Below are 22,657 nucleotides of genomic sequence, written 5' to 3'. Positions count from 1 at the left end.
CCTAACTTAACGGGCGGTGTGCACTGTAGTGCGTGAATGAATACACATAAAGGCCCGTTTATACGGGCCTTTTTTTTGTCTTTTTGCAGTTGGAGAGTAGCAAAAATGAGTTTAGCGGAACTGGGGATTTCTCCAGGTAAGGTAGAGACAATTGAGCAGGTGGGACACTATGTCGATGATCCACTTGCCGCGTTTGCCCACCTTTGTGGCAATAAAAATAACGCATTGCTTTTAGAGTCGGCAGAAATTGATTCTAAAGACGATTTACAAAGCTTGTTAATGGTTGACGCAGCACTGCGCATGGAATGCCGGGACAACCGCGTTGAAGTGAAAGCACTGACAGGCAACGGCGCTTCAGTGTTACCATTATTTGTTGACCACGCCCCTGACGGCCTACACATCAAAGAAAGGACAGACACTTCAATTACGTTGGTGTGTGATGAGGCTGACGGTGAACTCGACGAAGACAGTCGCTTAAAGGCCGCAAGCGTAATGGACGCGCTTCGCATTGTTATCAATAAGATTACGCCAATCCGCCAACATCCCCACGCCATTTTCTTAGGCGGTGTATTTGCCTACGACATGCTAGCAGGCTTTGAAAAATTACCCGATGTTGCAGAAGGTGAAAATGACTGTCCAGACTTTGTGTTTTACTTGGCAGAGACCTTAATTACCGTTGACCACCAAACCCGCGAGACACATTTAATTGGCAGTGTTTTTAGTGGACAAGACGTTGCCCAGCAATACTTTGCCATTGCTCAGCGCTTAGAAGCAATTCATCAGCAGCTACACGATATGCCCGCTGAGCCAGTGCTAGTAGGTGCAAATACAGCAAAGATTGCTGATGTAGAAAGTGAAGCACAAAGCGGACAGTCACTCGTTTCCGACTCAGAAAACTCAAACGAAACCGAAAACGGACAGTCACTTTCTTCTTTTGACCCAAGCGTTGAAGTGAGTGTTGATTTAAGTGATGAACAGTTCTGCAACCATGTGCTGGACTTAAAACAGCACATTTTAGCTGGCGACATTTTTCAGGTTGTGCCCTCGCGCACATTCTCTCTCCCCTGCCCGTCGCCGCTACTTGCTTACGCTAAACTAAAAGAATCAAACCCAAGCCCTTACATGTTTTGCATGCAAGATGCCGCTTTCAGTATATTTGGCGCCTCTCCTGAATCAGCGCTTAAATACGAAAGAGAAAGTAATCAGGTAGAGATCTACCCGATTGCCGGTACCCGTCCACGTGGCAAGCGCCCTGATGGCAGTATCGACAGAGATTTAGACAGCCGCATTGAGCTTAACCTTCGCGAAGACACCAAAGAAAAGTCTGAGCACATTATGCTGGTTGACCTTGCCCGAAACGATGTGGCAAAAGTGAGTCGCCCAGGTACGCGCTATGTGAAAGACTTGCTAAAAGTTGACCGTTACTCTCACGTGATGCACTTGGTGTCACGCGTGGTTGGCCAGCTACGTGACGACTTAGATCCACTGCACGCTTATCAAGCCTGCATGAATATGGGCACTCTAGTTGGCGCACCAAAAGTAAGCGCAGCGACGTTAATTCGCGAAGTAGAGAAAAAACGCCGCGGCAGTTATGGCGGCGCGGTTGGCTACTTGAATGGTCAAGGCGATATGGACACTTGTATAGTCATTCGCTCAGCGTTTGTGAAAAACGGCACGGCTTATATTCAAGCGGGTGCAGGTGTAGTATATGACTCGGTTCCACAAGCTGAAGCTGATGAAACCCGCGCTAAGGCACAAGCGGTAATTGGTGCAGTAAAAGCAGCGCTACAAGAAGAAGCTGAAAGTATCAACGTTGCATTAAATGAAGGAGGCAACGCATGAATCAGCAAGTGACCACCCTATTTTTGCTCGACAATGTAGACTCATTTACCTACAACCTTGTGGACGAACTGCGCACCTTAAACCTAGACATTAAAGTCTATCGAAACACGGTTTCAGCAGATGCTTTGTTTGAGAAAATGCAGGAACAAGCAACGAAAGGCCCCGTGCTTCTTATGTTGTCACCAGGTCCAGGCGCACCAAGTGAAGCCGGCTGTATGCCTGAGCTACTTAAAAAGGTACACGGCGTGTTCCCCGTAATTGGTATTTGTTTAGGCCATCAAGCTATTGTTGAGCATTACGGCGGCACCGTAGGTCGCGCCAGCCAAGTTATGCACGGCAAGTCTTCTGCTATTACCCATTCTGAAGACGCCATGTTCAAAGGCTTACAGCAACCCTTACATGTAGCACGCTACCACTCTTTAGTGGCACATTCATTGCCTGAAAACCTTACTGTTTGCGCATCTACAATAAACGATGACGGCAGTGAGGCCGTAATGGCAGTTTACAATAGCGAAGATCGCATGTTGGGTTTCCAATTTCACCCAGAATCTATTTTAACAGCCCACGGCAGTTTGCTGTTAAAGCAAAGTATTGACTATTTAACGTTACAGGGAGCGAACCATGCTTAACGCAGGCCCTCTACTAGAACAAATTATGTTGCGAGAATCACTGTCGCAAACCGAGGCATACAGCTTGTTTAACAGCATCATGCACGGTGAGCAAAGCGAGGTGATGATTGCTTCAGTGCTGACTGCGCTGAAGATGAAAAAAGAATCTCCCAGCGAAATTGCGGGTGCCGCGAGTGCCATGGTTGCCAATGCACTGCCCTTTCCCACACCGTCTTATGAGTTTGCAGATATCGTTGGTACAGGCGGAGATGGCCACAACACCATTAATATTTCCAGTGCAGCCGGTGTAGTTGCCGCATCTTGTGGCGTGAAGGTGGCGAAACACGGTAATCGCAGTGTATCGAGTAAGTCTGGCTCTGCTGATTTGTTTCGCCAGTTTGGTCTTAATTTAGAAATTAGCCCAGAAACATCCCGCAAGTGCTTAGATGAAGCAAATTTCACATTTCTTTTTGCACCGGTTTATCACGCCGGTATGCGCCACGCAGCCCCCGTGCGCGCTGCGATGAAGACCAGAACCTTATTTAATATACTGGGGCCGCTGGCAAACCCGGCGGGTCCAACTCATGGCGTTTTCGGCGTATACTCTCCTGAACTGCTTGAACCTTACGCAAAAACCCTTATGCTGCTTGGCCAACACCGCGCAATGATAGTGCATGGCGATGGCTTGGATGAACTGGCGCTTCACGGCGAATCAATGATTTACGACCTTGAGCATGGCGATATTCGCAAGCTTACCGTTACCGCTAAAGACTTCGGTTTACCTCATTATCCTCTTTCTGCGATTGAGGGCGGTGAACCTGAAGAAAACAGACAATTTGTTGAAGCAGCGCTAAACGGCGAAGGTAAAGAGGCGCACCGTGCCGCTATCGCCATGAACTGCGGGGCACTGTTGAAAGTAACCGGCAAAGCATCAACCTTCAAAGAAGGGGCTGAAATGGCGATGAACGCTATGGCCGAAGGGTTACCCATGCAGTTATTAACGAAGGTTGCCAAAATTACTCAGGAGGTAAGCACGAATGGCTAATGTGCTTGAGAAAATTGTTGCAGACAAACGAGAAGAAGTGGCCGCACGCAAAGAAGCACTGCCGCTAGAAAGCTTCAAGGCGAATCTAGTTCCTTCCGAAAAGAGTTTATTTGCCGCACTTAGTGAGCCAAACGCAGGCTTTATCTTTGAATGCAAAAAAGCATCGCCTTCAAAAGGCCTTATTCGAGAGCATTTCGATTTAGACGAGATCTTAGCGGCTTACACGCCTTATGCTGCCGGTATTTCTGTGCTGACAGACGAGAAGTACTTCCAAGGTAAATTTGAGTACTTAGCTTATGTTACTGAGCGTGTTACTCAGCCTGTGCTTAACAAAGATTTCTTCGTTGATACCTATCAAGTGTATCTAGCCCGTCACTATAATGCCGACGCAGTGCTATTAATGCTTAGTGTGCTAAATGATGACGAATATCGCGAGTTGGCAAGCGTTGCCAATGCTCTGTCATTAGACATTCTTACCGAAGTAAGTAATGAAGAAGAAATGGAGCGCGCTATTGCCCTTGAAGCCAACATCATTGGTATCAATAATCGCAACTTACGCGACCTTTCTACCGATTTAGCGACCACCGAACGCCTTGTGCCCATGCTTGAAAAAGCCACGCACGACTACGTGGTTATTTCAGAGTCGGGCATATACACACACCAAGACGTGCTTCGTTTAGCGCCTGTATCCCAAGGCTTTTTGGTGGGCAGTGCGTTAATGGCAGAGTCTGACCTACCGCGCGCTGTGAAAACGTTAGTGAATGGCGCATTTAAAGTGTGCGGGCTTACCACCCCCGAACAAGCGCAAATGGCGTTTGATAAAGGCGCTAGCTTTGGCGGGCTTATCTTCGCTGAAAAATCGCCACGCTGTGTGAGCGAAGCACAGGCTTTGACTATAACGCAGAGCATTGACGGTGCTTTTGTTGGTGTGTTCGTTAATCACGACATTGATGAAGTGGCATCACTCGCCGCCTCGCTCAACCTTTTTGCCGTGCAGCTTCACGGCAGCGAAGATGACACCTACATTTCAGCGCTTGCTGCCAAGCTTCCAGAAGGTTGTGAAATTTGGAAAGTCGAAGGTGTTAAAGCAACCTCTTCTGACGCACTTCCAGACGCAGTGGACAGACACTTAAATAATAGCCTTGTAAGCCGTGTTCTTCTGGATTGCCAAGTGGGTGATGCCAAAGGCGGTACAGGCGAAGCGTTCAATTGGCAGCTATTAAACGATATCGAAGCGAAGCATAAGTTAGTGCTTGCTGGCGGTATAAACGCCCAGAATGTTGCAGAAGCTATTGCAACCGGCTGTGGTGCTATTGATGTGAATTCAGGCGTAGAAACCGCACCCGGCGTGAAAAGCGAAGAAAAACTCGACGCGCTTTTTGCCATTTGCCGCCGTTACTAATTTAAATACAGGACAACGTAATGAACCAGTTAGATACAAAATTTGGTGAATTTGGTGGCATGTACGTGCCCGAATTACTTATTCCAGCGCTAGACCAACTGGAAAAAGCATTTTTGGATGCTAAGGACGACCCGACATTTAACGAAGAGTTTTTATCTCTGTTAAAAGACTATGCGGGTCGCCCTACGTCAATGACGTTAACTCGCAACCTGGTAAGTAACCCAAAGGTGAAGTTATACCTAAAGCGTGAAGACTTACTACACGGTGGCGCTCACAAAACTAACCAGGTGTTAGGCCAAGCGCTACTTACCAAGCGCATGGGTAAAAAAGAAGTTATTGCCGAAACAGGCGCAGGCCAACACGGTGTTGCAACCGCGTTAGCATGTGCATTATTGGGGCTTAAAGCACGTATTTATATGGGTGCGAAAGACGTTGAGCGTCAAGCGCCAAACGTGTTCCGTATGAAGCTTATGGGCGCAGAGGTTATTCCTGTAAATGCCGGTTCTGGTACGCTTAAAGATGCCGTAAACGAAGCCATGCGCGACTGGTCGGCAAACTATGATAAAGCCCACTATTTGTTAGGCACAGCCGCGGGCCCACACCCGTTCCCGACTATTGTTCGTGAATATCACCGTATGATTGGTGAAGAAACTCGTGCACAAATTATGGAAAAAGAAGGTCGCTTACCTGACGCCGTAGTAGCATGTGTGGGCGGAGGCTCAAATGCTATCGGTATGTTTGCAGACTTTATTGATGAGCCATCTGTACGCCTAGTTGGCGTTGAGCCTGCGGGTAAAGGTGTGCACACCAAAGAGCACGGCGCAACTATCGTGACGGGTACAAAAGGTATTCTTCACGGCGCTTACACCTTCATCATGCAAGACAAAGAAGGCCAGATTGAAGAAAGCTACTCAGTATCTGCTGGTCTCGACTACCCTGCTGTTGGCCCTCAGCATGCCTATCTTCACGACATTGGCCGAGCGGAATACGTGGCCGCTACCGACGAAGAAGCGCTGAACGCATTCCAATTGCTTGCAAGAAAAGAAGGTATTATTCCTGCCCTTGAATCGTCGCATGCCTTAGCGCACGCACTTAATATGGCAGATGAAGCGGAAGAAGAAACCATCATCGTAGTTAACTTATCAGGTCGTGGCGACAAAGATTTAGCGCACGTTATCAACATTTTAGGGGACGATTTATAATGGATAGATATGCACAAATGTTTGCCGGCCTTGATGAAAAGAACCAAGGCGCTTTCGTACCTTTCGTAATGGTTGGTGACCCCGATTTAGCGCAATCTGAAGCCATTATATGCCAGCTAGTAGAAAGCGGTGCTGACGCACTTGAGTTAGGTATACCTTACTCTGACCCCATTGCTGATGGCCCCACAATACAAGCTTCTGCCATTCGCGCGTTAAGTAATAAGGTAACGGTAGCAGATTGCTTGGGTGTTATTTCACGTGTTCGCGCAAAATATCCTAATGTGCCTATCGGCTTGCTACTGTACAGCAACTTAGTAATGGCCCAAGGCATCGAAAATTTTTACAATAAAGCGCAAGAGGCAGGCGTTGACTCAATTTTGGTCGCTGACGTTCCTATTCGCGAAGCAGCACCTTTCCAAAAAGCTGCCGAAGCCACTGGCATTTCACAAATTCTGATTGCACCACCTAATGCTACTGACGAAACCATGGAAAAAATCGGGGAATACTCGAAAGGTTACACGTATTTGCTGGGTCGTGCGGGCGTTACTGGCGCAGAAACTGCCGCAAACGTGCCTGCTTCAGAGCTTATTGAGCGCTTGAATAAGCACAAAGCAGCACCAGCATTGTTAGGTTTTGGTATTTCTACACCTGAACAGGTTAAATCTGCTATTGACGCAGGTGCCGCTGGCGCAATTTCAGGCTCGGCGACAGTGAATATTATCGCTGCCAATTTATCGGACAGTCACAAAATGCTAAGCGAGCTCGGCAGCTTTGTTGAAAACATGAAAGCAGCTACGGCAAAAGGATAAACGTATGCTATATATGATTTGTGCAACCGATGTGGCGGACAGTCTAGAAAAACGCTTGGCGGCGCGCCCTGCTCACCTTGATCGTTTGAATGCATTAAAAGATGCGGGCCGTTTAGTTATGGCAGGCCCCTTCCCTGCTGTAGATAGCCCAGATCCTGGTCCAGCCGGATTTACTGGTTCGCTAGTAGTCGCAGAGTTTGATTCACTAGAAGCTGCTCAAGCATGGGCAGACGCTGACCCGTACATCGAAGCAGGTGTTTACGAAAGTGTTGTTGTTAAACCTTACAAAAGGGTTTTGCCTTAGTTTTTAGCTAAACGCTAAGTAGCAAACTGCGATAAATAACGAAAGCCCCTTGAGACCGAATAGCTCCGGTTTTAAGGGGCTTTTTTGTTGCTTCAACAGTAATGAAGCTAACACTTATCTATTAAACTAGTGTGGACAGACACTCACTTGCTAGACTAATGAGGACACACACTCGTAATTGTTTGCCAAGCTTCATTTGGTTGATAATGGACAGTCACTTAATAATCAGCCAACAATCGCAATAAACAATCCCTTGTGCAATCCCTTGTGGACAGACACTCGCTCCTCTGAGTAAGTGTCCCAGCGCCTCAAAACTTCGTCATAAAATTGGCCCATTATACTGCGTTTAAAGATCGACCTTTTCGTGTTCACCCATCTCTTCTGGCTTTACGGTTTTACCAGTAAGCATTTTAAACATGCCTTTGAGTGAAGGGTCAGCATCCCACACTTCTGCATCTATAAGTTCGAAGCGAAGCATTAATAAAGAAGGATCATCTCTACCTTTCTCGAACCATGCTTCTACTGGATTAGACCAGTATTTATCAATCACCTCTTTACGTGATTCAACAGTGAGGTTGCCTCGGATACAAGCAAATACATCATGACCTTTGGATGCAAAATGAACCATGGCTTTTCCACCTTTAGCAATGCGGTTGTCTCGACTAGTGTAAAACCAAAACTCGCTATCAGCGTCTTTATCAAGTTGGGCGTACATAGGCTCGGCATGCATATCCTCGCCTACCAGACTTACCATTACTTTTGGACTATCTGACATTACTTTCCACATTGTTTTCTTAATATCGCTAGACATAGCTCCTCCTTGTTGAAAATAAGTGTCTGTCCGACGTTACTATTGAATGGAGCAGTTGAACTAAACGCCTTATTTTCATTTTATTGATTCATCTGAAGCTTATGCCTCGCACGTGGCATGCCAAAAAAGTCAATATCATCCCGCTCAGCTGCCAAAAGAGTTATTGAGAAACGTAAGCTCTTCACTACACACTAGTTAGGTACAGCTTTGGACACACACTCATACATCCATATGAGCGTTGTGAACTATTTTACAAAAACCGTGGACAGTCACTCGTTTGCACAATAAACATTGATCTCCCTCAATAACAAATCAACAAAGTGGACAGACACTTTTTCAAAGTAGGAGTAAAGATTACTCAATATGACTTACTAACGAGAGCACTTAAATATATACGTCACTTTGAAGCTTAGAAATAGGGTTGTGGACAGACACTCTCATTTTGACTTGTGGCCTCATAGCAATTAAGTGTCTGTCCACAATAATTGCTCATTCGTAAATGCCATTTACTTAAGGCTTATATACAGCTTTTGCTCCGCAAGGTAGACTAAACCTAGTTCAGAATGGGTTCAGTTAACCAAGTTATACTTATCTGTAGTTTGGCCTGAGTGGGATAATAATTGTGAGGTTGTATGAAATTATCGCTTCGTGTTGCAGTAGTTTGTTTAGTGTTAGCTTTGTCTAACACAGCGCCAGCTTTGGCGTTTCAAGACTCTGGCGGCGATATATCAAAAAGCGAAGCTGCTGAGCGTGCTCGCGTTGCTGTAAATGGACGCGTCTTAAAAGTTGAACAGACCTCAAAAAACTACCGGGTAAAAGTACTTAAAAAGTCAGGGCGAGTAGTATCAGTAGATGTAGACAAACGCTCAGGCAAGGTAAAAACAAATAAAGATAAGGACTAACATGCGTATCCTCGTAGCCGAAGACGATAGCAGATTATTAACCCAGCTTGATGCGCTCCTTCAGCAAAATGGCTATAGCGTAGACCTCGCAGATAATGGTGAGCACGCGCTTTTTCTCATTAAAGAATATAGCTATGACCTGGCTATCGTCGACATCGGCATGCCAAAGCTAGACGGATTTGAGGTTATACGAAAAGCCCGCCAAGCTGATATTTCCTGCCCTATACTCATTTTAACTGCTAGAGATAGGTGGCAAGAGAAAGTGGAAGGCCTTGATGCCGGAGCCGATGACTACCTCACCAAACCCTTTCATAACGAAGAGTTACTTGCTCGAACAAAAGCACTAATTCGACGAGCTTCAGGACAAGCGAACCCAACCATTCAGTTCGGCCCTATCTCACTGGATACCGTTAGTGAAGAACTATCGTTAAACGGTCAAGCTCTGGATCTAACAGCTTACGAATACAAAGTCATGGAGTACCTTATGCTTAACCCGCAAAAGGTCATCTCAAAAACAGAGCTAACCGAGCACATTTATGACCAAGATTTCGATTTAGATAGTAATGTCATAGAGGTTTTCGTTGGAAGACTGCGGAAAAAGCTGGACCCGACCGGTGAGTTAAAGCCAATCGAAACCCTTCGAGGTAGAGGCTATAGGATAAATAGAAGTTTATGAGGCAATTGTCGCTACGTCTTCGGAGTATCTTTCTAGCGATTGTTCTTCTAGCGTTATTTGCGCCGTTTACTGTTGTCATTTTAGACGAGGCATATACTGATAGCCTTACGCAAGCCAAGATGAGTGAGCTTAGGTTGATGAACTTAGGTCTGTTATCGGCTTTCGAGTTAGATGGCGACCTGCCCTATATGCCTGAAATTTTATACGAAGAGCAGTTAAACCTTCCGGGATCAGGTTATCTTGGCGTGATTGTGTTTCGAGACGAAGTAATTTGGCAGTCAGCCTCAGCTCTTGAATATACCTTTTCACCACCTGAGATAGACGTTGCAGTCGGTAACGAGTTATTTCTGGATTCTCATACACCTAAGTTTGAAGAAGATTCCCAGTTTTTTGTATATGCCTTCACAGCAGAATTTGCTTCAAGTAGAGACTTCGAGCCTGTTCGGTTTTATATATTTAACAATAAAGCACTTTTTGAAGCAGAGCGGAATACGTTCTTAGACACGACGTGGCAGTGGATTTTCACGCTCTGTATAGCGCTCCTAATTTTTATTATTATCGGGATTAGCCTAGTACTTCTTCCTGTTAGGAAGTTAATTGACGAAATTTCACAAGCCTCAAGTGGACATAAACGCCAGTTAGAATCACGCTATCCCGTTGAATTCGATTCCTTAAAACAATCCATTAATGGTTTGCTTCAAACTGAGGCCGCCCAAAGGGCGAGATATAAAAACAGTTTAGGAGACTTAGCACATAGTTTGAAAACGCCTTTGGCAGTAGCATCGGGCACTAGCGATTTACCTACTGGGGTAAACGAAGCGTTACAGCAAATTGACCGAATCATTAAACGCCAGCTGAAAAGAGCGAGTGCTGGAAAATCTAGCTGGCAACAAGCTATCTATATACTACCCATTTTGCACAAGCTTGCCGATGCAATGGACAAGGTCTACCAAGATAAAGCCCTTACCATTGAGTTAGAAATGGATGAGGACACTCAGTTTAAAGGGGACGAGACCGACTTCATGGAACTTTGTGGCAACCTTTTAGACAATGCATGCAAGGCAGCGAACAATAGAATTATCGTATCAGTGACGAAAAGTGATGGTGGGCTAACAATTAAAGTAGAAGACGACGGCCCTGGTATTCCTGACGACAAAAAGGTGCTTTTGTTAGAGCGAGGAACTCGACTTGATACCTATACCGAGGGCCACGGAATAGGCATGGCGTTGGCGGCCGATTTAGTTTCAATCTACGAAGGTAGAATGCTCATCGAGGACAGTTCGCTTGGCGGTGCTCGTATCGTTATTCAATTTCCCAATCACGAATAGTGCTTTAAAAAGTACAACGAAGTTTGTGCATGACCGTTAAACCCTTGAGCTTTCAATTGCTCAAATATGAGAGTGAACAGACACTTGAGTTCCTACAAAAATTTGGTGCGTATGGAAAGTGGACAGACACTTAATCTTACACAAAAGTTTGGGGGGACTGACACATTCTCAATTGACTGTTTAGCTAGAGACCAATAAGAGATTTTTTTAAATCGATTGAGTGTCTGTCCACTATCGACTTTCACAAACAAGTGTCTGTCCACTTTCTACTTCCACTAAGTTACGACGCAGACTTCTCACCTTCACTCGATAACAGCACTGCAAGCCACTTGCTCTCCTCGCGAGACTCTAGAGCTATTTTTACCACCATGGTTAACGGAACTGATAGCAACATTCCAACTGTGCCTAGCAGCCACCCCCAAAATATTAACGAAAGGAATACTACGAGCGTAGAGAGCCCCATGCCCTTACCCATCAATCGAGGTTCCACCATATTACCCATGATGGTATTAACAAGCACAAAGCCAAGCGCTGCGAAACCTGCCGAGGCAGGGCCAAGTTGAACAAAGGCTATCAATACTGCGGGCACAGCAGCGATAATTGAGCCAATGTTAGGAATAAAGTTGAGCATGAAAGCCAACACAGCCCAAAGCATGAAATGATCTACTCCCATCACATACAGCCAAATACCAATAATCAGACCTGTTCCTAAACTGACCACAGTTTTTATCGCTAAGTAACTGTTCACAGAACGAATAAATCTGTCGATATGCTTTAGTTTCATTCCAGGATCGGCAAGGGCAATATGCAACCGGCGTGGAATACTGTCTGCTTCAAAAAGCATGAAAATGACAGTAAGAAGAATAAGGAAAAGGTTTGAAAGTACGCCGCCCATCCCGCTGATGAAATTTGTTGCTACAGACATAGCCGTTGCGGGGTCAAGGTGCGAAGCGATTAACTCTCTATTGATGTGAATATTAAATTCAGCCAATTTGGACGCAATCCAGGCAAACTCTGTATCAAGCTTACTTCTATACTCAGGCAAATTTTCTCGAAACTCGGTCATAGACTGGCCGACTAAACCAGCTAAAAGAAAACCAAAAACAACGATAAGCAGTATAACAAAAGTTATAGAGAGCCATTTAGGCACGCCAAATTTCGAAGTCCAACGTATTATTGGGCTACACGCGATCGCTATAAAAATAGAGAGAAAAAACGGTACCATGATCGTACTGGCGGCTTTAATACCAGCCATTACCACTACTAAACATGCTAAAACGATTAAAATTTTTGCTGTTGGCGAGCGTAGTTCCATTGACATTTTGTGCTACATTCCTGACTGAAACGACAACACTTTACAACGACTTATAAACAACTACAAACAAGAGACTTCAATGAACTTTAATCTTGCCACTATTAAAATTAAAAACCTAAGACTACGCACATACATTGGCATCAATGAAGATGAAATAAAAAACAAGCAGGACGTTGTTGTTAACGTGAAAATTGATTACGACGCTGAAAAAGCGACGAACACCGACGATATGAGTGATGCGCTTAACTATAAAACGATTACAAAGGCAATCATCAAGCTTGTAGAAGACAACCGTTTTTCTCTTCTGGAAAAACTTACCGCCGATGTGCTAAGCATTGCCGCAGAACATTCTTCGGTGCGCTACGCTGAGGTTGAGGTCGATAAGCCACATGCCCTTAGATTTTCTGATTCCGTGTCCCTGACACTATCTTGCAATAAGACGGGATAAGGTCATACCTCGAGGAGCTAATTGTGAACATTCTTTTGACCGGTGGAACAGGGCTGATAGGAAGCGAATTTATTCGTCAATATTCTCGAGAACATGAATTTACGGTGATTTCTCGCGACTTTACAAAAGCAAAGAGCAAATTGGGGGATAACGTCAAAATCGTCGAGAACGTTTCTTCGATAGAAAATTTTGAAAGTTTCGACGCAGTAATTAATTTAGCTGGTGAGCCTATCGCCGATAAGCGCTGGACAGACACTCAAAAGAAAATAATTTGCAATAGCCGCTGGGACATCACTTCTGAGCTAGTCTCAAAAATAAATAGTTGTGATGCACCTCCGTCTGTTTTCTTATCGGGCTCCGCGATTGGTTACTACGGCAATCAAGGAGACAAGCTTGTAACTGAAGAAACTCCTCCTCATAACGAGTTCACCCATGAACTGTGCGCTAAATGGGAGACTATTGCCCAAAGTGTAGATCAAGCTAAGACACGTGTCGTAACGCTTCGAACTGGTGTAGTTTTCACCGAAAAAGGCGGAGCGTTAGGGAAAATGGCACTACCGTTTAAATTGGGGGCCGGAGGTACACTTGGTAGTGGTAGTCAATATTTGGCCTGGATCCACTTACAAGATATGGTGCGTGCTATCTCGTTCTTGCTCGAGAATAGTGCATGTTCTGGTGCATTTAACTTAACGGCACCGGAGCCTGTCACGAACAAGATGTTCTCTAAAGCGCTCGCAAAATCACTTAACCGGCCTTGCCTGTTCAATGTCCCGGGCTTTGTTATGAAAGTAGCAATGGGCGAATCGTCGACGATGATACTTGAGGGGCAAAGAGTCATTCCTCAAAAGCTTACTACCGCCGGCTTCAGTTTTGACTTCCGTTCTATCGACGAGGCGCTAAGAGAGATATATCGCGCTTAAATGAATTACTGAAATTAGCTACGTGCCTTGTGGACAGTCACTTGAATTGCTAAGCAAGTGTGTGTCCACATTTATTGCACAACATTATCGCGAGGCACTTTGCTTAGTCACAGGCCTCAAAAACATCTATTTACTATCAAACCAGAGCACTTCTCAAACTCTTCGCGAAAACCATTCTTTCGTAATTAGCGAACTTTGCTGTGAAATGCACAGTGGACAGACACTCATTTGAATTGAGTGATTGTCCACTGCCCTTAATCTAAACGGCACTTAACCGAGTGTCTGTCCGTTTTGTATTAAAGCGCATTTTAAACTAACGCAACAATACCTAAACCATATTCCGCAGCATCTGACTGGTATTAAGTGTAAGCAAACGCCAGCATCCAAACGCACCTAATATGCCTACAACGACAGCGCCAACGCTTGGCGCTATTGCCCAGTATTCTGGGTGTAAGCTTGCTTCCATTTGGAATACAGAGGTTTGAAGTAAATAAAGGCTCAACTCATTGGCCATTGCTGCCATAAAGCCTGCTACTACACCAATGATAACAAACTCAAAAATAACACTTTTTCTTATCAACGTCCCCTTTGCACCGAGCGTCCGAAGTATGGCTATTTCTTGTCTGCGTTCATCCATACTCGCCTGTACTTGTGCAATCAACACCAGACTGCCCGCTAACAATACCAGCACCAAAATAAATTCAACGGCAACAGACACCTGATCCACAATCTCTCGCAACTGATTAATTCGAGCATCAACGTCGAACATAGTTATTGATGCAAACGGTTTAAGTAGGTTAGTTAACTCTGCCTTTCTCTCGGTAGGAAGGTAGAAACTAGTAATATAAGTTGGGCTAAATGCGGCCATTGCCTCAGGGTGAATAACGAAGAAAAAGTTAGGCTGCATAGTCTGCCAATTCACAGTACGAATACTCGTTACTTTCGTTTCGACAATCTCGCTGCCCACATTAAAAGTAAGCCGATCGCCCATTTTAATGTTCAACCTTTCTGCAACGCCTTCTTCAACGGAAACCGGGAACCATCCTTCGCTGTATTGTTTATCCTCATCGCCATGCCAGTTCCCGTCAATGACCTCGTTTTCTTTTTGAAGCGCGTTGCTCCAAGTTAGGTTTGCTTCTCTGCCTAAACCTCTTCGGCCTTCTCGATTCGGCTCATCTTCTTTAGAAACCTCGGTGTTTACCCCTTCTCCATTTACCGAAACAAATCGGCCTCGAATGACAGGATAAAACTCTTCAATTTTTACGCCATTGTCAGCGAAGTGTCTGTCCAACTCGGGTTGAATATCCGGCGTAATGTTAATTAAGAAGTAATTCGGTGTACCTTCTGGCAATTGCGAGCGCCATTGCGAAACCATATCGTTGCGCATTACCAGCACCACTAAAAGCAACATAATGGTGACGGAAAAGCTAATAAGCTGCACGCTGTTGTCCATTGCACGTCGCTTAATACGTGCCCATGCCAACTGCCACGCCCCCATTCTTCCACTGCCCAGCTTGCGACCTACTGCAATTAAGATATACGTAGCACCAAGCAGTCCAAGCACCAACGCAGCGCCGGAAACGAAAAGAATAGCGCTAATTTTTAAATCGCGGCTATACATCCACATCAATAAAAATATCGCACCACCTGATGCCACGAACTGAATGCTTCTGGAACGTAAATTCGCTGATATGTCCTTTCTTAATACGCGAAGCGGGGGAACTGAAAATAGCTGCAAAAGCGGATATAAGGAAAAGAGCAATGCACACGTAGCGCCTGTAGCAACGGCAATTAAAAGTGGTCGCCAATGCCACACGTCAAGAGATACATCCACTCTGTCCGCTACAAGTGAAACCACCACTTGCTGACCGATAAAACCAATAACAAGGCCGATAAATATACCAAGCCCAGTAATGAATAAAATTTGGAATAAATAGACTTTTCGGATAGTGCTGCTTGTTGCACCCAAGGTCTTCATTATTGCTACGGGATCAAAGTGACGTTGAGCATAACGCTGAGCAGCAACGGCAATGGAAACGGCCGCTAGTACTATTGCTAACAAACTCGCTAACAGAAAATAGCGCTCAGCACTTGCGACAGAGCGCCCTATCGCTGACTCGTCATCTTCGACTGTCCGCCACGAGTGTAAGTCGTCATTTAATTGGGGCAATAACCAAGTATTGAAGTTTTCTATATCACCCGCATCACCGGCAAAAAAGCCCACATAACGAGCGCGACTCCCTGGCCCGGTTATCGCAGTTTTTTCCAAGTCGTTTAAGTTAATTAGCGCAATAGGGTCAGTATTAAACACGCTAAAACCAGCATCGGGAATATCTACCAATACATGCGTAACGGTAAAAGTGCCATCACCAATATCGATGCTATCGCCAATAGAAAGCCCCAAGCTCTGAAAAAGCCGAGACTGTACCCATGCTTCGCCAGATTGTGGCAACTCTGCAGTATTGCGTTTTTCTCCAAAAGGCTGGTCAGTAATATTGACCGTCCCTTTCAGTGGATAAGCGTCATTCACGGCTCGTAAATCAACAAGCGACATCTCGTCGCCTTTAAATACCATTGAACGTGTTGCTACCTGCTTTGCCGTCGCAAGGCCCTCTTCTCGGGCTCTAGCCAACCATTCCTCGTTTATAGGGTCGTCTGAACGAAGTTGCGCATCTGCTGCAATGAAAGCCGCAGAGCGAGACTTTAGTGCGCCCTGTAAACGCTCGCTAAAAAGTGACAACGACAATACGGCTGCCACAGAAAGCACAATGGCCAGCAATATGATGGTCAGTTCACCACGTCTAGCTTCATGCTTGAAAAGCCGCCAAGCTAAATTAAAAGACGTCGACATCTAAACCGCCTTTTTCTTATTCATTGTGTTCGCGCCAGTTGTTTCAACTAATTCGCCAGCATTCATAGTGAGTTGCCTGTCACAATGTTCCGCAAGCTCGTTATCATGAGTTACGAGTACGAGAGTTGTGCCTTTTTCTCTATTCATCTCGAACAACAGCGCTTCGATTTTTTCACTATTTTTGGCGTCTAGGTTGCCGGTAGGCTCATCGGCGAAAAGTATTTTGGGAGAGGTAATAAATGCTCGCGCTATGGCAACACGCTGTTGCTCGCCCCCCGACAACTGATTAGGGAAGTGATGTGCGCGATGTTTCAATCCGACTTGCTCTAGAATATCCAAAGCTAGTGCCTTTGGGTTATCAAGTCCTGCAATTTCTGCCGGTAGCATCACGTTTTCTAAGGCTGTTAAGCTTTGAACTAACATAAAGCTTTGAAAAATGAAGCCTACTTTATTTCCTCTTAAAATCGCGCGCTCTTCTTCATTCATGCTGTGAAGTGCTTCGCCATCTAAGAAAATTTCCCCTTCTGTAACTTGGTCAAGTCCAGCTAACAAGCCCAAAAGGGTTGACTTACCCGAGCCTGACGCGCCAATAATGGCAACGGACTCACCAGACTTGACTTCAAAAGAAATAGGACGAAGGATCTGCAGTGAACCTTCACTCGTATCCACTACTTTGGTTACAGCATTAGCTTTTATCATAAGAGGTCATCAATTCGTGTTTGTTAAATTTCGTTATTTGTTCGCTTTTTTACTTATTCTTTTAATACCCTTTCAAGCGCTATCAGATCAAGCCGAGCAGAGCGACACAAGCGAAAATGCGGTTTTACTTATCTTAGGTGACAGTTTATCCGCGGCTTATGGATTACAGCAACATGAGGGTTGGGTCAGTTTGTTACAAAAAATGTGGCAAGACGACAACATTCCGATTGATATTGTAAATGCTGCGGTAAGCGGAGAGACCACTGACGGTGGTTTAGCGCGATTTCCCCGTTTATTAGAGCAACACAACCCTACCCATGTATTGATTGAACTGGGCGGTAATGACGGCCTTCAGGGCCATAATATCGGTAAGATTAGGGATAATTTAGATTCGCTGGTAAGTGTTGCGAAGGAGAGTAATGCCGTAGTGTTTCTGCAAGAAATGCAGATTCCTTCTAATTATGGCAAGCGCTATACGCAGATGTTTACTCAAAACTTCAATAAAGTAGCGGAAGCTCAGGACGTTCAAAAAATTCCATTTTTCCTTGAAGAAATAGCGCTAAATAAGGACTTAATGCAAAACGATGGTATTCATCCCAATGCTGAGGCACAGCCTTTGATCGCTAATTTTATGGACAGACACTTAAGAAGTTTAATTCTTAGCGCTCAATAATTGTGCTAATCTTATCAGGTGATTTTTTAAATGCGAGGTTTGTTTATGGACGTTTCTTCTGTTAATTCGTCTCCTGTTTCCACTGTCTTAGAATCGCCACAGCGACCTACTCAACAGGTTGAGCCCCGTAATGTGCAAGAAAGTCGCGAGACTCAGCCCCAGAGCACACAGCAGACCTCAAGCGCTAACGATGGACGTGTGGGTTCTAGGGTTGACGTGTTTGTATAACTTGCCCTTTAAATTAAATTGTTAGGGACAGACACTCGTTGGTACTTTTGCTTAGTCCTCTTGCTAGTAGAGGCGGCTTTGCAATAAGGAAATTAGAAAGGACAGAAACCCGGCGAATAAGGGTGTCTGTCCTTTTTCTTTTGGGTCAAATAGACTTAACGATTGACGTCTATCCGTTATGAAATTCGAGTGTCTGTCCACGATTGCCAGTTCTGAGATTTGATCGAAAGAGCACTCATGAAAAATAACCGTCCCTAAAACTGTCCCAAAGACCACTTAAAATTGACGCCGTAAATCTCATAATGTCAATAAATAACTATGGGATACGGATATGCCTCTACCTCGTTACAAGCAAATAAATACTGATGTTACACCTTATTACCACTGCATTTCTCGCTGCGTGAGGCAATCTTACCTTTGTGGTCGCGATGCCCGCACTGGCATAAACTATGAGCATAGAAGAAAGTGGATTCAAGACAGGCTCCATAAGCTTTCTCAAGCTTTTGCCATCGACCTATGCGCCTACGCTGTTATGCACAATCACATTCATGTGGTATTACATATAGCAAAAGGCAGAGCTGAAGGCTGGACGATGGATGAGGTCTTGCTTCGGTGGAGGATGTTTTATAAATGCCCGCCCGTAGTGCAGCGATATTTAGAAAACTTTGATTCTGTAACGTCAGAAGAACTTGCTGAATTGAAATCATTATCTGTTTTATATCGAGAGCGACTTCAAAGCATCAGCTGGTTTATGCGTATGCTCAATGAATATATTGCTCGAAGAGCTAACAAAGAAGATGAATGTAAGGGCTATTTCTGGGAAAGAAGGTTTAGGTCACAAGCTATACTCGATGAGAAAGCACTGGCCAGTGTAATGGCTTACGTCGATTTAAATCCCATTCGAGCAAAAATAGCGACGACGCTAAGCAACTCTCACCATACTAGTATCCAATATCGGTTGAATGCCAAACGCTCGAATAAAACGCCTAAGTTTTTGATGCCCTTTAGCGATAGTCACCACAAGAACACCGTGCCGTTGCCCTTCGCATTAACCGATTATTTGCAGCTTATCACTGATACGATGAATGCAGAGAGTAATAACGATACCTGCAAAGTCCCAAAGCTTCCCAACCACTTGCTAAGTAAGCTTGGAATGACAAAAGAGAACTGGCAGATAGTAACTAGTAATTTTGAAACACTTTTTACTGGGCCTGTCGGTTGCCCAGAGATGATGGAGAATTTCGCCAGATGCTGCCAAAGGGCATGTCGCCCAAACGTTGCAAATGCTCAAAGGTATCTGTCGTGAACCTCTAACACCATTGCAAAAGTACTTGGCTAAATATCGGCTTGGCGTGCAAGCACATCAACAATGTCCTGAGATTTCGTTAGGCGCCTTATGTCGTTGAACAGAACTTCAGCTTCAGGGTATTGTCTTTTCAGATAGCCGCACCATTGCTTAATTCGGTTGGGGTAATATTTGCCCTTATCACCAAAAATCTCGTAGCCAGAGTACTGAATCAGCAAAGCAGCCAGTTCAGACCATGGCATAGGTGCTACACCCTCTTTAATACTCATCGCCAAATTAGGCATTGCCAATGCACCTCGTCCAATCATAAGGTTGGTACACTCTGATTGGCTCTGACAACGCTGAGCGTCTTCAGCGTTCCAAATTTCACCATTTGCGACAAGTGGAATATCGGTGTGTTGTTTTATCTTCGCTATCCAGTCCCAATACGCCGGTGGTTTATACCCCTCCGTTTTGGTCCGCGCATGAACAACGAGCTCAGAAGCGCCCGCTTCAGTGATAGCTATAGCATTCTCGATAGCTAAAGATTTGTCTTCAAAACCTAGTCTGATTTTGGCTGAAACTGGGATTTCTGCAGGAACAGCGTCCCTTACAGCTTTCACAATGTCATAAAGGGTTTGGGTTTCTTTCAACAAAACCGCCCCACCCTTACTTTTATTAACTGTTTTGGCAGGGCAACCAAAATTTAGGTCAACACCAGGAGAGCCCAGCTCTATCGCTGTTTGTGCATTCTCTGCAAGCCACTGTGGATGTTGTCCTAATAATTGAACTCGGACAGGCACACCTGCCGGAGTTTTGCCGCCATTGTGAAGCTCAGGGCAAAGTCTATAAAACGTTTTCTTTGGTATCTTTTGATCGACCACTCTTACAAATTCAGTAACGCACTGATCGAAACCACCCACGCGAGTGAGCATATCTCTCATTAAGTGGTCGACAACGCCCTCCATAGGGGCAAGCATTACTTTCATTGCAAACGTCTCAGATTAATAGAACATAAAATTGGCGCGGGAGTTTAGCAAAAAACACTTATATCAGCCAGGCTTTGATGCTTAGTTTTTCAACTTCTGTGGCTGTCTATTTAAGGTGGTTTTAAATTGCAGCTGTTTAAATTTAGTAAGTGTCTGTCCGCTGAACACTTTAATTCATGTGAGAATGATGCTGGTTTCTAATTTTGTACGAATGGAGAAAACTTGTGTGTCTGTCCATACGTAGAAAGTTCTTGGTAGAAGTCCGCACTTAGCCTATTTACGAGGCTGTGACTGGGTAGCGGCTTCCTTTTCTAAATTTTCAAGGCGAGTGAATACGGCCTTCTTTTGATTATCGGTGTATGTCCGCCAATTAATGATTTCTTCAATCGTACGTTTACACCCAATGCAAATGTCTTCTTCGGTTAATTTGCACAAGGCTACACATGGGGAAATTAAGTTCATAAAGCTTCTGTTTTATCCAGACCGTCTTTTTTACTCTGTACTCGCGAAGCTGCGATAGCTGCCATTGTAGTTTCTGATAGCTCTTTATTGGACCACAAACAAACATGACAACCAAAACGCGATTCAAGATATGAGGAAAACTCAGTGTCTGTCCCACAGTCATACCTCACTAAATTTTGCTTTTTACCGTCGTAAATAACCGCAGAATAAGTAAACACAAAGAGCCTCCTAAAAAAGAGGCTAAAATATACATCTAGACGTCTAAACGTTCAAGCGTCTAATTTAAATAATCGAGTGCAGCGCAAATTGCGGCCACCTGAGCATCATTGCAATTTTCGGGTGTCGCATTATCGCTATCGGGATAGACTTCTGTAGTTGTGACGTACTTAGCATCTGTCATACCTCCACAAAGGTACAACGACTTCTTGTCATAGCAAATTACACCTTCACTCACCACATCTGCACCTATAATCTTTCCGTTTTCATCGGCCGGTGCGATATGCGTTACTTTTTTCACAGCCTCAATAACTGCTTTTTGAAACTCTATTTGGGGGCTTGGAGTATTAGCAACCGTATAGAAACCATCTGGAATGTTCCAGTTATCATGGGTCACCCCATCCCGCGCAGCCAGTGCTGGTCTAAACTCACTATTGTCCGTGTCTGTCGTTTCGTGCAAATCAATATGAAGCGTAAGAGATAACGCTAAATCAGATACTAATTGCATAAGCTGAGCAGACTCTGATGCAGGAGAATCACTGTAAAACGAGCGATTCGGATCTAATGCCATTGGGTTCCATCGATTTATCGACTCGTATCCCCAGGGACTTACACATGGCACCACAACTATATTTACTTGCTCTGCGTACTGAGCCAACTTTGTTTCAATAAATTGAAGCGCTCCTTGCACACCACTAGTTTCGTAGCCGTGAACACCGCCTGTAACGAGTGCAGACGGCTTTTCAGCGTCAAAACTCTTGGGAACTACAGCATATAGTGGGTAACGCGCTGTATCATAAGGAAGTGCGCCATACTGCTTTAACTCAAAGCCTTCAGGGATAATGTTGAAGAGTTTATTAAGTACTTCTTCCTGATAACTTCTTTTCACAGTCTGCTGTGCTTTCCATTGGGCTTTTTCTTCTTCGCCCCACGGCTCACCAGGAGTTCCAATTGGATAATTCTGCATATAACACCTCTTTTGTATTTTTTAGATCATAACAGTTCAACAAGCTCACGTATCTATCACACAAAAGTTTCTTAAAGGGTTGTGACATGAGTTCTTTACGCATTGAACCTCTGAAAAGTACTTGCGCGAAGGTGTTGACGCCTCTTTTGTAAGAATTGCAAATTCCGATGAAAATGATCGGTGTATGTCTAGGTAGATGGTTTAAAGAGGGAAAGAAGAGTGTCTGTCCACTGAAGCTTTCTTAAGATGGCTTTGCATTTATTTGCTTACAGATTTAATTGCAGTGTCTGCCCACAAAGTTTTAAGCCAGAAACAAAAAAACCAGCCGAATGGCTGGTTTTTTCGATATGGCGTCCCCTAGGGGATTCGAACCCCTGTTACCGCCGTGAAAGGGCGGTGTCCTAGGCCTCTAGACGAAGGGGACTGAAAATTTTCTTTCGAAAGCAACGCTTTCGAGATTTCAGTTAGGAAAAGTGAGTCAGGGAACTGAGCGACCTTACCTTACCGAAACTTTCAGTCAGAAGTTGAACAATCAACTCCAGCCTATCTCACAGTTTTAATCGACTGTGACGCGATAAAATGGCGTCCCCTAGGGGATTCGAACCCCTGTTACCGCCGTGAAAGGGCGGTGTCCTAGGCCTCTAGACGAAGGGGACTGAAAATCTTCTTTCGAAA

General features: G+C 44.8%; 23 protein-coding genes and 2 tRNA genes. 15 read left to right on the top strand and 10 right to left on the bottom strand.

What is annotated here, in order from left to right; genetic code table 11:
* Positions 1-105: 105 nt before the first annotated feature.
* Genes MHM87_RS18140 through MHM87_RS18110 form a run of 7 tightly spaced genes read left to right on the top strand, consistent with a single transcriptional unit; the run spans position 106 to position 7,212 of the window.
* On the top strand, positions 106-1,842 hold the full coding sequence (locus MHM87_RS18140) for an anthranilate synthase component 1 (RefSeq protein WP_239260509.1): 1,737 nt from the start codon (positions 106-108) through the stop codon (positions 1,840-1,842).
* Positions 1,839-2,471: an aminodeoxychorismate/anthranilate synthase component II gene (locus MHM87_RS18135; RefSeq protein WP_239260507.1), complete on the top strand. Its 633-nt coding sequence runs from the start codon at positions 1,839-1,841 to the stop codon at positions 2,469-2,471. The genes MHM87_RS18140 and MHM87_RS18135 overlap by 4 nt, the downstream gene beginning before the upstream one ends.
* Positions 2,464-3,495: an anthranilate phosphoribosyltransferase gene (gene trpD / locus MHM87_RS18130; protein WP_039216290.1), complete on the top strand. Its 1,032-nt coding sequence runs from the start codon at positions 2,464-2,466 to the stop codon at positions 3,493-3,495. The genes MHM87_RS18135 and trpD overlap by 8 nt, the downstream gene beginning before the upstream one ends.
* Positions 3,488-4,897, top strand: a complete 1,410-nt coding sequence (gene trpCF / locus MHM87_RS18125; protein ID WP_239260504.1) for a bifunctional indole-3-glycerol-phosphate synthase TrpC/phosphoribosylanthranilate isomerase TrpF — start codon at positions 3,488-3,490, stop codon at positions 4,895-4,897. The genes trpD and trpCF overlap by 8 nt, the downstream gene beginning before the upstream one ends.
* A gap of 20 nt (positions 4,898-4,917) precedes the next feature.
* Positions 4,918-6,099 (top strand): tryptophan synthase subunit beta, encoded by a 1,182-nt coding sequence (gene trpB / locus MHM87_RS18120; protein ID WP_014976090.1) that lies wholly within the window; start codon positions 4,918-4,920, stop codon positions 6,097-6,099.
* Positions 6,099-6,908: a tryptophan synthase subunit alpha gene (gene trpA / locus MHM87_RS18115; RefSeq protein ID WP_075176267.1), complete on the top strand. Its 810-nt coding sequence runs from the start codon at positions 6,099-6,101 to the stop codon at positions 6,906-6,908. The genes trpB and trpA overlap by 1 nt, the downstream gene beginning before the upstream one ends.
* Before the next feature lie 4 nt (positions 6,909-6,912).
* Positions 6,913-7,212 carry a YciI family protein gene (locus MHM87_RS18110; RefSeq protein ID WP_239260502.1) on the top strand — a complete coding sequence of 100 codons (300 nt, stop codon included), beginning with the start codon at positions 6,913-6,915 and terminating at the stop codon, positions 7,210-7,212.
* 346 nt (positions 7,213-7,558) lie between these two features.
* Here the strand turns inward: MHM87_RS18110 and MHM87_RS18105 are convergent, their stop codons facing one another.
* A complete protein-coding gene (locus tag MHM87_RS18105) occupies positions 7,559-8,023 on the bottom strand; it encodes a pyridoxamine 5'-phosphate oxidase family protein (RefSeq protein WP_239260500.1) in 465 nt (154 codons plus the stop codon).
* A gap of 632 nt (positions 8,024-8,655) precedes the next feature.
* On the opposite strand from MHM87_RS18105, the gene MHM87_RS18100 reads away from it, so the two are divergent.
* From MHM87_RS18100 to MHM87_RS18090, 3 genes are read left to right on the top strand one after another with little or no spacing between them, the layout of a single operon-like run.
* A complete protein-coding gene (locus MHM87_RS18100; protein ID WP_014948937.1) occupies positions 8,656-8,925 on the top strand; it encodes a PepSY domain-containing protein in 270 nt (89 codons plus the stop codon).
* A 1-nt stretch (position 8,926) separates the two neighbouring features.
* Complete coding sequence (locus MHM87_RS18095; protein ID WP_014948936.1) at positions 8,927-9,601, top strand: response regulator transcription factor; 675 nt, start codon at positions 8,927-8,929, stop codon at positions 9,599-9,601.
* Positions 9,598-10,929, top strand: coding sequence for an ATP-binding protein (locus MHM87_RS18090; RefSeq protein ID WP_239260498.1), 1,332 nt, complete (start codon positions 9,598-9,600; stop codon positions 10,927-10,929). The genes MHM87_RS18095 and MHM87_RS18090 overlap by 4 nt, the downstream gene beginning before the upstream one ends.
* 280 nt (positions 10,930-11,209) lie before the next feature.
* Here MHM87_RS18090 and MHM87_RS18085 read toward each other — a convergent pair whose 3' ends face one another.
* Positions 11,210-12,250 (bottom strand): AI-2E family transporter, encoded by a 1,041-nt coding sequence (locus tag MHM87_RS18085; protein ID WP_239260496.1) that lies wholly within the window; start codon positions 12,248-12,250, stop codon positions 11,210-11,212.
* Positions 12,251-12,323: 73 nt separating this feature from the next.
* On the opposite strand from MHM87_RS18085, the gene folX reads away from it, so the two are divergent.
* Entirely contained in the window at positions 12,324-12,692 is a 369-nt protein-coding gene (folX, locus tag MHM87_RS18080) for a dihydroneopterin triphosphate 2'-epimerase (protein WP_012517852.1), read from the top strand.
* Positions 12,693-12,715: 23 nt separating this feature from the next.
* Complete coding sequence (locus tag MHM87_RS18075; protein WP_239260494.1) at positions 12,716-13,612, top strand: TIGR01777 family oxidoreductase; 897 nt, start codon at positions 12,716-12,718, stop codon at positions 13,610-13,612.
* A 328-nt stretch (positions 13,613-13,940) separates the two neighbouring features.
* Here the strand turns inward: MHM87_RS18075 and MHM87_RS18070 are convergent, their stop codons facing one another.
* Complete coding sequence (locus tag MHM87_RS18070; RefSeq protein ID WP_187446818.1) at positions 13,941-16,463, bottom strand: FtsX-like permease family protein; 2,523 nt, start codon at positions 16,461-16,463, stop codon at positions 13,941-13,943.
* A complete protein-coding gene (locus MHM87_RS18065) occupies positions 16,464-17,162 on the bottom strand; it encodes an ABC transporter ATP-binding protein (protein WP_239260492.1) in 699 nt (232 codons plus the stop codon). It abuts the gene before it with no gap.
* A gap of 16 nt (positions 17,163-17,178) precedes the next feature.
* Here MHM87_RS18065 and MHM87_RS18060 point away from each other — a divergent pair, with 16 nt between their 5' ends.
* The 3 genes from MHM87_RS18060 to MHM87_RS18050 all read left to right on the top strand — a co-directional run bounded on the left by MHM87_RS18060 (position 17,179) and on the right by MHM87_RS18050 (position 19,369).
* Positions 17,179-17,835 carry an arylesterase gene (locus tag MHM87_RS18060; protein ID WP_049586851.1) on the top strand — a complete coding sequence of 219 codons (657 nt, stop codon included), beginning with the start codon at positions 17,179-17,181 and terminating at the stop codon, positions 17,833-17,835.
* 45 nt (positions 17,836-17,880) lie between these two features.
* The gene (locus tag MHM87_RS18055; protein ID WP_080589178.1) at positions 17,881-18,063 is read left to right on the top strand and encodes a hypothetical protein; all 183 of its coding nucleotides are present in this window, start codon (positions 17,881-17,883) and stop codon (positions 18,061-18,063) included.
* Between the two features lie 331 nt (positions 18,064-18,394).
* Complete coding sequence (locus MHM87_RS18050; RefSeq protein ID WP_049586852.1) at positions 18,395-19,369, top strand: transposase; 975 nt, start codon at positions 18,395-18,397, stop codon at positions 19,367-19,369.
* A gap of 29 nt (positions 19,370-19,398) precedes the next feature.
* Here the strand turns inward: MHM87_RS18050 and dusC are convergent, their stop codons facing one another.
* From dusC to MHM87_RS18020, 6 genes are all read right to left on the bottom strand, one after another.
* Positions 19,399-20,337 carry a tRNA dihydrouridine(16) synthase DusC gene (gene dusC / locus MHM87_RS18045; RefSeq protein WP_049586853.1) on the bottom strand — a complete coding sequence of 313 codons (939 nt, stop codon included), beginning with the start codon at positions 20,335-20,337 and terminating at the stop codon, positions 19,399-19,401.
* A gap of 273 nt (positions 20,338-20,610) precedes the next feature.
* Complete coding sequence (locus tag MHM87_RS18040) at positions 20,611-20,799, bottom strand: DUF1289 domain-containing protein (RefSeq protein ID WP_014948927.1); 189 nt, start codon at positions 20,797-20,799, stop codon at positions 20,611-20,613.
* Positions 20,796-21,017, bottom strand: a complete 222-nt coding sequence (locus MHM87_RS18035) for a hypothetical protein (RefSeq protein ID WP_014948926.1) — start codon at positions 21,015-21,017, stop codon at positions 20,796-20,798. The genes MHM87_RS18040 and MHM87_RS18035 overlap by 4 nt, the downstream gene beginning before the upstream one ends.
* A 59-nt stretch (positions 21,018-21,076) precedes the next feature.
* A complete protein-coding gene (locus tag MHM87_RS18030; protein ID WP_239260490.1) occupies positions 21,077-21,982 on the bottom strand; it encodes a M14 family metallocarboxypeptidase in 906 nt (301 codons plus the stop codon).
* 348 nt (positions 21,983-22,330) lie between these two features.
* Positions 22,331-22,406 (bottom strand) — tRNA-Glu (locus MHM87_RS18025).
* Positions 22,407-22,562: 156 nt separating this feature from the next.
* Positions 22,563-22,638, bottom strand: a tRNA-Glu gene (locus MHM87_RS18020).
* Positions 22,639-22,657: the final 19 nt, after the last annotated feature.

Source organism: Alteromonas sp. Cnat3-28 (assembly GCF_022348265.1).
Taxonomy (GTDB): Bacteria; Pseudomonadota; Gammaproteobacteria; order Enterobacterales; family Alteromonadaceae; genus Alteromonas; species Alteromonas macleodii.
Note: the sequence above shows the minus strand (reverse complement) of the source record. Positions and strands in the feature narration are given on the sequence as shown.